Source organism: Psychrobacter sp. YGAH215, assembly GCF_007280595.1.
Lineage (GTDB): Bacteria > Pseudomonadota > Gammaproteobacteria > Pseudomonadales > Moraxellaceae > Psychrobacter > Psychrobacter faecalis.
Window position 1 is genome coordinate 187,599 of the sequence record NZ_VKLR01000006.1, and the last position, 13,088, is coordinate 200,686.

At 43.1% G+C, this 13,088-nt stretch carries 10 protein-coding genes and 1 pseudogene; 6 read left to right on the forward strand and 5 right to left on the reverse strand.

Annotation, left to right across the window (positions count from 1 at the left end; genetic code table 11):
- Positions 1–7: 7 nt before the first annotated feature.
- From FOR85_RS03505 to pilG, 5 genes and pseudogenes are all read right to left on the reverse strand, one after another.
- Positions 8–1,006: a protein-glutamate O-methyltransferase CheR gene (locus tag FOR85_RS03505; RefSeq protein ID WP_144296725.1), complete on the reverse strand. Its 999-nt coding sequence runs from the start codon at positions 1,004–1,006 to the stop codon at positions 8–10.
- Between the two features lie 182 nt (positions 1,007–1,188).
- Positions 1,189–2,193: pseudogene (locus FOR85_RS03510) on the reverse strand (methyl-accepting chemotaxis protein); the annotation flags it as partial.
- Between the two features lie 581 nt (positions 2,194–2,774).
- The gene (locus FOR85_RS03515; protein ID WP_144296727.1) at positions 2,775–3,305 is read right to left on the reverse strand and encodes a chemotaxis protein CheW; all 531 of its coding nucleotides are present in this window, start codon (positions 3,303–3,305) and stop codon (positions 2,775–2,777) included.
- A 3-nt stretch (positions 3,306–3,308) separates the two neighbouring features.
- Positions 3,309–3,671, reverse strand: coding sequence for a PleD family two-component system response regulator (locus tag FOR85_RS03520; RefSeq protein ID WP_144296728.1), 363 nt, complete (start codon positions 3,669–3,671; stop codon positions 3,309–3,311).
- A 210-nt stretch (positions 3,672–3,881) separates the two neighbouring features.
- Positions 3,882–4,259: a twitching motility response regulator PilG gene (gene pilG, locus FOR85_RS03525; protein WP_045453505.1), complete on the reverse strand. Its 378-nt coding sequence runs from the start codon at positions 4,257–4,259 to the stop codon at positions 3,882–3,884.
- An 856-nt stretch (positions 4,260–5,115) separates the two neighbouring features.
- Here pilG and FOR85_RS03530 point away from each other — a divergent pair.
- The 6 genes from FOR85_RS03530 to FOR85_RS03555 all read left to right on the forward strand — a co-directional run bounded on the left by FOR85_RS03530 (position 5,116) and on the right by FOR85_RS03555 (position 12,598).
- Entirely contained in the window at positions 5,116–6,420 is a 1,305-nt protein-coding gene (locus FOR85_RS03530; RefSeq protein ID WP_144296729.1) for an efflux RND transporter periplasmic adaptor subunit, read from the forward strand.
- 264 nt (positions 6,421–6,684) lie between these two features.
- Complete coding sequence (locus tag FOR85_RS03535; protein WP_144296730.1) at positions 6,685–7,407, forward strand: response regulator transcription factor; 723 nt, start codon at positions 6,685–6,687, stop codon at positions 7,405–7,407.
- 106 nt (positions 7,408–7,513) lie between these two features.
- A complete protein-coding gene (locus FOR85_RS03540) occupies positions 7,514–9,661 on the forward strand; it encodes a sensor histidine kinase (protein WP_144296731.1) in 2,148 nt (715 codons plus the stop codon).
- Positions 9,662–9,858: 197 nt separating this feature from the next.
- Entirely contained in the window at positions 9,859–10,629 is a 771-nt protein-coding gene (locus FOR85_RS03545) for a methionine ABC transporter ATP-binding protein (protein WP_190295487.1), read from the forward strand.
- Between the two features lie 17 nt (positions 10,630–10,646).
- Entirely contained in the window at positions 10,647–11,333 is a 687-nt protein-coding gene (locus FOR85_RS03550) for a methionine ABC transporter permease (RefSeq protein ID WP_068403538.1), read from the forward strand.
- Between the two features lie 269 nt (positions 11,334–11,602).
- Positions 11,603–12,598: a MetQ/NlpA family ABC transporter substrate-binding protein gene (locus FOR85_RS03555; RefSeq protein WP_144296732.1), complete on the forward strand. Its 996-nt coding sequence runs from the start codon at positions 11,603–11,605 to the stop codon at positions 12,596–12,598.
- The last annotated feature ends 490 nt before the right edge of the window (positions 12,599–13,088 follow it).

Consider the following 13,088-nt stretch of genomic DNA (forward strand, 5'->3'; position numbering starts at 1 on the left):
CGCTAATTTAGGCACTGGTTTTTTGCCAGGCGTTGATCTGTGGGTGCGCAATACAGCGCATGTTTGAAGGACGCCAAAATAACGCCTCACCTGGAGCCAATATAATATAACCGCCTACTGCGCACTGCTCTGATAACCGCGCTAATATATCGCGCTGATCAAACTTACGAAAATAAAGCAGCATGTTTTGGCAGACAATGACTTGTTGTAAATGCGGCGTTGGCGGTTTTTTGTCGATAATGTTGTGTAAAGCAAAGCGTACATGCTGTTTTAGCGTTGGCATCACCTGCCAGTGGGTACGAGCGTTTTTCTCTGTATTTTTTTGCATAGACACAGGCATAAAACGTAATTCTTCAACGATACTTGCTGGCCGCAATGGTTGAATAAATTGCTGGCAATCTTGCGGAATCAAAGCCAGTTGCTTATTATCATACTGACCTAAACGTGCTTTTTTTAAAGCTTGCTGACTGACATCAGTCCCTAATATACGGTAATTGGTCAGCTGCTTTGCGGCCAAACTCATGGCCAGCGACCAAGTTTCTTGCCCACTGGCACAGCCGACGCTCCAGATACGGAATGAATCATCAGGATTGCTGGCATCAATACTAGCGCTGCTATCATTAGCATTGCAGCTCGTACTAGCAGCTATTAGCTGCTCTCGTTGCCACCGCAAGGCGTAATCAGTGATAAACTCTATAGAGGGCAAATGGCGAAAAAAGCGACTTTCATGAATGAGCACTCTATCTAACAATTGCTGGCGCAGCTCATGATTAATCGGCAACTGATGCCATAATTGTATGATGCTCAAACCATAGCCCAGTGCCGTTTGGCTGACGGCGTTGACCAACCATTTACGTTGAACATTTGGCAATATAAAACCAATCTCTTGTTCTATATAGCGTTGCCATTGCTCAGTATCAAAAGCAACATCATCCCACAAAGCCTCGGCTACCAAAGCGTCGGCTTTATTAATCATCAGACTGTCTTTTTGAGTATGATTATTCACGTGACCTGCTATTAATAGTGTTGCTCAACAGAAAAAACGAGTAGGGCAACTGCTTGGTTAATATTTCAATATCACAATCATAAGCTGATAACTAGAAATTACATGCTCGCCGAAACACTTTCATCAACTTCTAAATACTCATCTTCGCTAAGCTCTTGCTCCAACTGCGCGTCATCATTAGAGATCTTAAAGCCGGTGACCGACTCTTGCAGTGCCGCCGCCATTTCGCTCAGCTCGCCAATAGAGCGCGCTGTTGCCATCGAACCAGACGAGGTTTGCGAAGTAATATCTTGAATAATATTCATGGTATGCGAAATATGACCTGCAGACTCGGCCTGTTGTAGCGCGGCGTTAGAGATGTTTTGAATCAGGTCCGCCAAGGTATTTGAAACCGTTTGCACCTCTTCTAGTGCTTCACCCGCATCTTTTGCCAAACGGGCACCACGTACGACTTCCGATGTCGTTGATTCCATCGACATCACCGCTTCACTGGTATCGGCCTGAATGGTTTTTACCAGCGTTTCAATCTGTTTGGTTGCGTTTGCTGAACGCTCAGCAAGACGCTGAACCTCATCGGCAACAACCGCAAAGCCTCGACCTGCTTCCCCTGCCATCGATGCCTGAATCGCAGCGTTCAATGCTAAGACGTTGGTTTGGTCAGCAATATCGTTAATTAGACCAACGATATCACCAATCTCTTGCGAAGACTCACCGAGACGCTTGATACGTTTTGAGGTTTCTTGAATCTGATCACGAATAACGTTCATACCTTCTATCGAGCGCTGTACAACTTCCGCACCGTTATAAGCAATGGCAACCGAACGCTGTGCAACCGTCGCCGATTCTGAAGCGTTATTTGACACTTGGTCAATCGAGACTGTCATCTCATTAATCGCCGCAGATACGCCAGCAATTTCTTGTGCTTGGTGCTCTGAAGCTTCAGCAAGCTCAACTGCATTCATCTGCGTTTGCTCTGAGGACTGCGAGACACGCTCAGCAGTACTGTTAATAACCAGTACTAATTGGCGTAATTGGTCAATTGCGAAGTTCACAGAGTCAGCAATCGCACCAGTAAAATCTTCCGATACCGTCGCGTTTACTGTTAAGTCACCATCTGCCAAATCGCCCAACTCATCTAGTAGACGCAAAATTGCAATCTGGTTACGCTCGTTCTCTTCTTGAATTTGGCGCGCGCGCTCAGACTCCACTTCTGCTTCTTGACGACGGCGTAAGGTTTCTTTTTCAATCAATAAACGCTCTGAGCCACCGCGTTGTTTGAGTAATTGGTATAAAGCGAATAAAACGCCCAGTACACCTACCACAAAAACAATCACCGGTAAGATGACTGATTGATTAAAATTACTTAAATATTGACTGACCGACGACAATGAATTGACCAGCCAAAACAGACAAGCCACGCTCACTAAAGCACAAAGCCCTAATAACAGCTTCCATTTACTATTAGCATCTGTCGTTGTTTTATTCGTACCAGCTACAGGGTTGTTTATAACATCACTCATCGTGCCTATTCCTTTCAAACAATCGTCAAAGTCGTATCGTGACTGACTCTGAAATCATATTGCCATCAAAACAACAGTGATTCACAAAGCCTGTATGAATGCTGACATCTCATCAAACCATGTCAGCCTTTGTTCTTTTCTTGCTTTAATAAACACCCCGTTAATAATCGATGTGTTTATTAAGGTTGATGTATTTACCAAAAATCAATATTTAGAAAAAACAGCTAATTACTAGTTACTCACAGCCACTAGATGGCAGCATCGGTATATTGCAAGTCCTGTGCCAGTAAGCTTGGCATAAATACATACCAATCTTGCTCATCTTTGACAAACTTACCGTGGTTATAAGGCGCAAATGGCGAGCTCGGTTCAAGCGCTTCTGCTCGATATTGGTCTTGGGTAAACTGCTCAATACCCAGCACCTGATCGACCAGCAGTCCTGAAAACACATTATCGTGATCTATGACAATGACCTTACGCTGGCTCATTTGTGGCAATCGGCTGGGCACTTGTAAAAACCGCGACAAATCGGTTAACGGCAACAAGCGCCCGCGGATGTTGGCGATGCCGAGCATCCAAGGCTTTACTAAAGGTAAGCTGGTATATTCTGGCATGGACAATACTTCTGATACTTGACCCATTGGTGCCACCAAACGCTGACCGCCAATTTCAAATACCACGCCTTGCCAATCAAACTCCTTGCCGCCGCGGCGACCACTTTTGCGCGCGCGTGCTAAGTCTGCTATACGCAGCAGCTCAATAAATCCTCTGGATGCCACAAGCTACCCCATTACTTTACGAATTATCTGGACCAAACCACTTTCATCAATCGGTTTGGTGATATATTCTTTAGCGCCTTGACGCTTGCCCCATACTCGATCTGTTTCTTGATTTTTAGTACTGATCATAATAATAGGGATATGAGCAGTCGTTTTACCGCGGGTAATTTTGCGGGTTGCCTGAAAACCATTCATCTCAGGCATCACCACGTCCATCAAGATGACGTCTGGTAGATGGTCGACGGCCATCTGATAGCCCTGCTCTCCATTGCTCGCTTCTAATACTTGAAAGTTATTTTTAGAAAGCATGTCGCGAAATTTCGCCATCTCAGATGGCGAGTCGTCAATGACTAAAACAGTAGTCATAGGTGTTTCCTTTATTTTCGATGATATCCATTAGGATATATTGTTAAAACAAACCGATTAAAAAATAAGTCGCATTGATTGAATGCCAATATGATTTACATCAAGATAAAAACTAAGCAGAAAGCGCTCACTATTAACCTGAATAACCGAACTTATAATCTATTTTTTATAGCAGGTTTTTGACGCGCTACTATTCACGTTACTGATTATTTAACGATACTGGTTAATCGCCTCAAAAAGCTCATCTTTACTAAATGGTTTGGTCAAATACTCATCAGAACCAACAATGCGGCCGCGAGCTTTATCAAACAAACCATCTTTCGATGACAACATAATCACCGGTTTGCTCGCATAATCTGGATTATTTTTTATCAAAGCACAAGTCTGATAACCATCTAAACGTGGCATCATGATATCTACAAAAATGATATCTGGATTGTTATCAACAATCTTCGCTAAGGCATCAAAACCGTCAATGGCGGTGACGACTTCACAACCCGCTTTTTGCAATAAAGTTTCTGCGGTACGGCGAATGGTTTTTGAGTCATCGATTACCATTACTTTTAAACCATCAAAGTTATTTTCCATTATCTCTGTCCTATAAACGACTATTTATTCGGGGTACTATTTATCAATATGAACGATCACACTAAGATACTAAGTCAAGCTGGGTGACGAATACAAGGAAATAAGCCGTCATCTTAATTAGACCATTGGTATATTTCGTATAAAAATAAATAGCTAAGTTTTTACGCTAAATATCTGCTTATTCACTAAGCATGGTTAATAGCGCACTATCATCCGTCACTATACGCACTTTAGGGCCAATTATCTTAGCAATTTGCGCGGTATTTTAAGTTTTTTTGACGCTTTATGATAGTAATACTAGCTTGCGCAAACGTACCATCCAGTCATAACTGCAAATGCTTATTTTCCAATTCTTCCGCTTCCCAATTGCCCTTATAATCGTTGTTAAAATGGCGTTAAAAGCAACGTAGAATAATTAAGCAGGAAATAATTCCTTTAAAACAGCACTTTCAATATAAACTCTTTTAAAATAAGCCCTTTTGAATGGGAACCTGCACAATCGTTAATACGGTTATATTTTGGACATTATATAGAATTAGGGCACACCTTACCGAATAATTTTCTTTTGTCATAAAAATGTATCAATATATTTTATTATGTTCGTTTTAGCACAGTTATGAGCGCTTTTCCAGTCATTTAATAAATTTATGTTCAAATAAATAACTGTAAATTCATCACTCTAGCCAAATTCTCCTCATTAACTACGCTTATCCTCAACTATTTATTTTTACGTGTGATCTAACGAGTGATACCTAGTACGCTGAAATTCGTCATTCAAAATCAGTAAATAAGAGTAATCATTTCACCGCCTCATAATTCCCTATATAATAAAAATTCGTTGACAAGGGTAATCGCTATGACAGGTTTTATAGATTTAAGGCGTTTGAAGGCTAAATTTTCAAGCACCATACTTTTAGCTTTTAGCCCATTAAAAAAGGGTGCGTATCTTTTGGGCGCGGCGCTGCTTATCGCCTGCCAGCCCTCGCCGCCTACGTCAGAACCTGTTACAGCTGAAAATAGCGAGGCCTTTGATACACCTCTACTCATACGTGCTGATAGCATTACGATGACCCCTGATCATATCCTAAGCGTCAAACCAACCCGTTATCAGCCTAGCCTTGGCTTAGAAGGTGAGATTGAGCCTATCAAACAGGTAAACCTAATTGCTGCCCAAGCACTGACGGTAGAGCAGGTGTGGGTGAAAATAAATCAACGGGTCGAAAAAGGCGCACCATTATTCACCGTTCGACGGCAAGCAGCGCCTATTGACTCAACAGAGTCATCTGAACAAGCCGATGATGAAGTAGCAACTTCCTTAGAAGTAGAAGATGAAGTAGCAGATAATAAAGGTGCGGCCACTGAACCAAAACCGTCTGCCATCAACAGTACTCAAGCGGCGCCAAAAGACTCCACTGCTAAGAATTCAGATAATATAAAACCCAGTGCAGAAAAAAATGGCGAGGATGATAAAGAAAATTTTGCTAATGCAAGCCGTCACGACTTGGACAATAACCAAGCTTCTAAGCATACAGAAACGGCGAATAATTTGATAACGGTACGGGCAAGCTTCGCAGGTCATATCGAAAAGCTATACGTCAAAAGCGGCCAACAAGTAGCACCGCGTCAACCTCTTCTAAAGCTTAGCGACGGGACGGAGCTGCATTTTAGCGCAAGCTTACCAATTGAAGCCAAATCACAAATCTCCGTTGGACAAACGGTTAACTTCACGGCGGAAGGCTTGATTGATAAATTTACCGGTCAGGTCAGTAAGCTGACAATCACTGAGTTACCAAAGCAGCTATTGGTTTATGTCAATGTGGTTGATAATGAAGTCAGTCGCAACCAAATACGACCTGATATGCAGGTGACTGGGCGCGTTGACTACGGACAAATAGAAGTTGGAACCATTGTCCCTAAGCGCGCGCTGCACAATGTTGACCTAACCGTGCTGCACAAACCGCCTTATAAGCCGCTGCGTCCTTTGCATGCTAACGTTTGGATTATCAAACAAGACCAGCGTTTGACGCGCCAGCCCGTCGAAGTCATCGAGTATGACCCGCTGACCAAACAGTATTTAATTGCCGGTATTACCAATGACAGTTTGATTTGTTTGGCGAATTTACCGGTGGAATCTGAAGGTAAAAAGGCGGTGGTTTCATAAGCGCCAAAGCTCGTAGTTACATTGTGTAGAAACATTAACAAAGCCTATCTTGTTTAATAACATTCTGTTTAGGCAATATAGCGTAAACTAATAGAGATTACGCTTTTAGTGAGAATTAATTGAAAATTTAGGGCATTGAAAATTTAGGGCGTGCTTATTTACAAAAACAGTTTTATAAAGACAGCATTGGTAGATAGGCACTTTTAAAGCAGTATTTTTAAACAGCATTTTAAACAAACTATAACAACAACTAGAGGAAAAATTATGAGTAAGCAAATTTTATTAATTGAAGACGATCCAGATTTAGCCGAATTAATCAGCGATTATCTGACCATGAACTATTATGATGTACATCATGCAGGGCTGGGTCAAGAAGGTTTGGACTTGTTAGACGCTAAAGAGCGTGACATCGATTTGGTGGTATTAGATTTGATGCTGCCTGATATGGATGGCATGCAAGTTTGCCAAAAGATACGTGGCAACAAAAACAACATGACCAATAAAGTGCCGATTATTATGCTAACGGCAAAAGGCGACACCACAGACCGTGTATTAGGTTTAGAGATGGGCGCCGATGATTATATTGCCAAACCCTTTGAGCCGCGCGAACTGCTCGCGCGTATTCGTGCCGTCATTCGTCGTCATGAACAGCCAAACCAAGCTGACAGTGAGTCTGATAGTTTAACCTTTGGGCGTTTAAGCGTTTTCCCTGACAGTCATGAAGTCACTATCGATGATCAACCAGTCCGCTTGACGACGCATCAATTTCAGTTGCTGCATTACTTTGCTACCCACTCGGGCAAAGTATTAAACCGTGAGCAATTATGGCAAGCGATGCCAAACGATGATAGCTCGGATAACATTGATCGCGCCATTGACGTGCATATTTCGCGCTTGCGTGCGTTAATCGAAGACAATCCGCGCCAGCCAAAACGTATCATTACCGTACGCGGTGTGGGTTATCAATTCGCTACCGATCAGGTATAGTTAGCACATGCAATCAAACGCTATTAAATTAAGCCCGTATTGCGATAAACTTATTAAAATAAAATGAATAAAATGGTTATAAGCGTTTGATAATAGAGATGATTTAATGCAACAACTGGGTTTTCGTTCCGTATTTGCCAAACTATTTGCCAGTGTCATGCTGGCACTTATTTTATTTGCGGTAGCGATGGTTTTATTGACCCAGTTGGTACATGACAAAGACGCTGGTATTCGTTCAGAAATCTTAGCCACGCAAATTTTGGGTCAAGTCGACCCATTTTTGCATGAGCTAAATATTGCTGTCAGTAAAGACAACCGTTTACAAGCGCGCTTTATGCTAGCGGTGATCAAGAAAAGCTTTGATATTTTTGATGAATCATTGCAAGCAAAAATGGGGCTATATGACAATGAAGGTCATTTGCTCATGCAAAGCGACAACAGCGATTTGCCATTAGAATTGCCTGCGCCGCCCTCGCTATTGGCGCGCGTTTTTCCCTCATTTGCCGAAACCTCCCCAACCAAGCAAGCCCAAGTTTATAGTAGCACCGGCTATACGCTATTATACGAATCACGCTTGCCGCCTAAAAAACCTGTCCTCTCTGCCGCCCTAAACTTATTTACTGGTACGCTATTGCTGCTGCTTATCATGGCAGGGGTGCTTTGGTGGATTGCCCGTACCATTACTTGGCGTATCAATCAGATGAGCCAACAAATGGCGCAATTGGGCGACGGCGACTTTACGGTGCGAGTCAATGCCCGCGGTAATGATGAGATTGCATCGCTTGCGCGCGGCTTTAACCAAGCAGCACAAAAAATTGAACACCTAATCAATGCCAATAATCTGCTATTGGCGCACGCCTCGCACGAGCTGCGTACGCCCATCACCCGTATTCGCTTACAGATTGAGATGATGGATATGCTGGCAGGGGCCTTGCCGAGTGATACCAAAGAGAAATTTGATAAGCGCGCCCAAGCCATCAATCGCGATTTGTCTGGATTAAATGATTTGGTCGAGAGTATTTTGCTGGTCAGTCGTTTAGATGCTGGACATGCGCTACAACAAGTTGAGCATTTAGACTTATATGACTTAGTAAATCAAGAACGCCAGCATTATCCTGAAGCAACCTTGATTGGCGAGCATATCGTCATCGATGGTCAATCGTCGATGCTGACCCATTTAATACGTAACCTATTGACCAATGCTATGCTGCACGGCAAGCCGCCAGTTACGGTATTACTTTACGGTGTGCAAACGCTGGATGAAGCTGACGCTATTCCTGATTACCTTTTGCAAACCATACTGTGTAGCAGCTTTGTCGATTACAACAGCTCAGACTTTGATTCTTATGATGAAGAAGTGCCTCATAGTAACCATGCGCTTGAAATTGATCAAAACGCCCAACCAAATGATGACGCCACTGTTCCTAACGATAATGTTGTTCTTAGCGACAATAAAGCCACCTCAACCTTAACGTCGACAGAAGAAGCGTCGACCGCAGCGTTATTACCAGCGCCAGTGATTTATAAAAATGGTGAAAGCATCACTGTGGATGCTGAGATTAATGGCAATATTGATAGTGATAACAGCACAGATACTGATAAATCATCGACTGCAAAAACTATTGACTCATCTAATGAGCGAAACAATGACCTAAGTAGCACCACTGAGATCGAAACCTTTGTTGAGCCGTCGTTATTACTTACCTATCAGCGCTTTACCACTGATCTGACAGAAAAAATTAAAAAAGTTATTTGGCGTGCGGTTCCTGAACAACAAGAAACTTCCATCAACGACATCGATGACAAGACTATCAATAAACAGATAGAAGAAGCGGATAAAAACGTTAGTACTGAGAAGGATGACGCCAAAAGTGCCACCAAAGACCCTAATAGAGAAAACGGTAATAAAGAAAACGGCGACACGGCAAACGCTACCCGCAAAGAAGGCATATTTAGTAAGCATCTCAAAAAGCCGAAAGCTGAGCCAACACGCCCGCTACCAAAATTTGCGGTGCTGGCGGTGATTGATGAAGGCGAAGGTATCCCTGAGAATAAACGCGAAGAAGTCTTTAGCCCCTTTGTACGCTTACAGCAAAAAAACAAAGGCTCAGGGCTTGGTTTATCGTTGGTTGCCCAGATAGTGACGGCGCACCAAGGACGTATCATTACAGATACCATCAATGGTCATACGCGATTTTTAGTGGTATTACCCGTCAAGCACGACCCTCATTATCAGCATGACAGCCGTCACTAATCTCATCAGCTAACCAGACTACAGCCAAGATTATCCGTTAATCATGGATGTCCATATCCAAAACGCTGCATAATATGCTATATTAGCGCCCCTTATTATAGGGTTATTGAAGGTTGATTTTAATTTGCGCACAAATGGCAAAAGAGCCTGCAACCGCTTCATAACCATTAAAATATTTATTAAATTTTGAGCATTCCATGAGTGACATGATTGTCTTAAACGATGTGACCAAAAGCTTTTTAAGCGACCGGTCTATAAAAGATAAAGACGGCAAGCCACATTGGTTTACTGCGGTTGAGCCGACGTCTTTAACGGTAAAGCAAGGCGAAATCTTTGGTTTAATGGGTTATTCGGGCGCGGGTAAGTCTACTTTATTGCGCCTGATTAATTTACTTGAGCGCCCAGACTCAGGTCAAGTCATCATAGATGGTACCGACTTGACCACCTTATCGGCCAGTGAGTTGCGTATCGCCCGCCACAATATCGGTATGATTTTTCAGCAGTTTAACCTGATGTCCAACCGTACTGTGTATGATAATGTCGCCTTTAACTTAACGGTGGCAGGTTATCCGCGCGCCGATATATATAAGCGGGTGATGGACTGTTTAGAAATTGTTGATTTGACTGACCGTGCTGGGCACTATCCTGCGCAGCTATCAGGCGGACAAAAACAGCGTGTCGGTATCGCCCGTGCGATCGCGCCTAGCCCAAAAGTATTATTGGCTGATGAGCCGACCAGTGCGCTTGATCCTTCAACCACGCGCAGCTTATTGACTTGTCTGCGTGATATTAATGAGCAGCTTGGCGTCACCATTGTCATCGTCACCCATGAGATGAGTGTTATTCGTAGGCTATGCGACCGCGCTGCATTGTTACATCAAGGGCAGTTGCTCGAGGTTGCCGATATCCGCGACGGCCTGATTCAGGCCACGACCCCGATTGGCAAAGGCTTGGTTCATGAAGATTAAGAGGCAGGAGAATAGACATGTTAACTGGTGCTGAATTATCCGCCTCATTGGACAAGCTGCTTGCGCTACGTAAAGAAATTTTGCAGGCGTTTGTAGATACCTTTATTATGCTAGGTATCTCAACGACGGTCGCCATCGTTATCGGCGGTCTGTTTGGAGTGTTCTTGTTTTTATCCAGTGATCGGCAGTTTTTGCAAAATAAAACCTTGTATGGTGTCCTTGGTGCGATCACCAACTTTATGCGCGCTTTCCCGTTTGTGATTTTGATGATTGCCATGAGTCCTTTTACCAAAGCCATCGTTGGTACGGGTATTGGACCGATTGCCGCGTCACTAGTACTGGCGATTGCCGGCTCCTTTTACTTCGCACGCTTGGTCGAGCAAAATCTGCGCGAAGTACCACGCGGCATTATTGAAGCAACGGAATCGATGGGCGCCCGCCCCTTGACTATCATCAAAGTATTGCTCAATGAAGCGCGCTCGGGCTTGGTGCTGTCTGTGACCATTTTATGTATCAGCTTACTGTCGTTTTCGGCGGCGGCGGGTATGATTGGTGGCGGTGGTTTGGGTGATTTGGCCATTCGTTACGGTTACTATCGTTATCAAACTGAGGTGATGGTCTTTATCGTCGTGATGCTATCGATTATGGTCATCGGTATTCAGGCGTCTGGTAATTGGATAGCCACCCGTTTGGATAAACGTTAAGCCAAAACTTTATTCTTTACCCTCTCAATTATGATGATGTTGTATTCTAATTTTCGATACAAAGACTGTTTAATATGAATAATACTCAAGGTTTAATGCCGATTCATCCTAAGCAAATGCTTGACTTTGTAACTGATTCCCTTTAATTTTGATACTATCTTAACAGCCTTTAACTTAGCAGCATTACTATTCATAATGTTGCTTTTTTAATGCGGATTTTTACTGTTGACATTTAATCCCTATTCCCTCCCCCTTATTAAGGAAGTTTCATGAAATTAACAGATATCAGCCGTCAACTCGCGACCGCATTGGCCACCGTTGGCGTATCAGGCCTTGTATTGGTCGGTTGCAACAACTCATCAGCGCCAGAAGCTAGCAAAGAGCCCGTCACTGAAGGTGCTACTGAAACAGTGGGCACAGAAACGGCAGCGGGCAACGATATCGATCCTGAACATAGCAAGATTGTGATCGGTACCACTGAAGGCGATTTTGCTGATATGGTTCGTAACCAAGTAAAGGGCTCATTGGAAGCGCAAGGCTATGAAGTCGAGCTGGTCACCTTTACTGATTATGTACGTCCAAACATTGCTTTGGCTGATGGCGATTTAGACATCAATATCTTCCAACATAAGCCTTATCTTGATACCTTTAAAAAAGAGAACAATCTTGATTTGGTGGAAGTCTTCCAAGTGCCAACTGCGCCACTTGGCATCTATACTGGCAAAAAGACCAAGCTTGACGAAGCCTACAAAGGCATGAGCGTTTCTGCGCCTAATGACCCAAGTAACTTCGCCCGCGCGTTGGTCATGATGGATGAGCTTGGCTGGATTACCCTAAAAGACAATATCGATCCTCTGACCGCATCAAAAGCCGATATCGCTGATAACAGCAAGTACGACATCAAAATCGTTGAGCTAGAAGCAGCCCAGCTGCCACGTGCGCGTGATGAAGTAGACTTTGCTGTTATCAATGGCAACTACGCGACCGATGCGGGTATCAAGCTGACTGAAGCGCTATTCCAAGAGCCAAGCTTCGCTTATGTCAACTGGTCTGCCATCAAAACGGCAGATAAAGATAAGAAATGGGTTAAAGACGTGACCAACGCTTATAACTCAGACGCCTTTAAAAAGTATGCTCATGATAGCTTCCCAGGCTACAAATACCCGAAAATCTGGGGTGAGAACACTGCTACTGCTGCAGCAGCCCCTGCAACCGCTGCTCCTACAACAGATACTGCACCAGTTACCGAAGCTGCTGCTCAATAGTTAATATTAACCATTGTAAAAACGATTGGTTCGGATAAATAAAACGTTTTTACAGTTAAAATTGCCTTAATTTGAAAAAGCCCATTATTTTGAATAGTGGGCTTTTTTGCTCTTAAATTTTATTGAATGGGTACAATCAACGACTCGCAATGACGTTACAGCCTGTTTGTGGTTTGTAGGAAAGCGTCACTTACTCTTTCACTTAGCCTATTTTCTTTTTATAGTGGCTAAGCTTACTAGAGAATGCACCTTAATATAAGCTTTGATTTAATAGAAATCGATGCTTAATAAAATTTAAGAAATTTATATGTCTGCTTAAATTTTCTATTAATAACGATAAGAACCATTAGGGCGTGTTGAACATTGGATATAAATTTCTGGCAAAAAAAATAGCGAACGGTTAATCTTTAAGTTCTCACACAAAAAGGATATCGTTCGCTATGCCTCGCACTATGCTCAAAGATGAACACTGGACAAGACTGAAACCTAT

Bases quoted from the DNA above. Each gene is read 5' to 3' on its own strand.
- FOR85_RS03520 (WP_144296728.1), bottom strand. From the start codon at position 3,671: ATGACTACTGTTTTAGTCATTGACGACTCGCCATCTGAGATGGCGAAA.
- pilG (WP_045453505.1), bottom strand. From the start codon at position 4,259: ATGGAAAATAACTTTGATGGTTTAAAAGTAATGGTAATCGATGACTCA.
- FOR85_RS03530 (WP_144296729.1), top strand. From the start codon at position 5,116: ATGACAGGTTTTATAGATTTAAGGCGTTTGAAGGCTAAATTTTCAAGC.
- FOR85_RS03535 (WP_144296730.1), top strand. From the start codon at position 6,685: ATGAGTAAGCAAATTTTATTAATTGAAGACGATCCAGATTTAGCCGAA.
- FOR85_RS03540 (WP_144296731.1), top strand. From the start codon at position 7,514: ATGCAACAACTGGGTTTTCGTTCCGTATTTGCCAAACTATTTGCCAGT.
- FOR85_RS03545 (WP_190295487.1), top strand. From the start codon at position 9,859: ATGAGTGACATGATTGTCTTAAACGATGTGACCAAAAGCTTTTTAAGC.
- FOR85_RS03550 (WP_068403538.1), top strand. From the start codon at position 10,647: ATGTTAACTGGTGCTGAATTATCCGCCTCATTGGACAAGCTGCTTGCG.
- FOR85_RS03555 (WP_144296732.1), top strand. From the start codon at position 11,603: ATGAAATTAACAGATATCAGCCGTCAACTCGCGACCGCATTGGCCACC.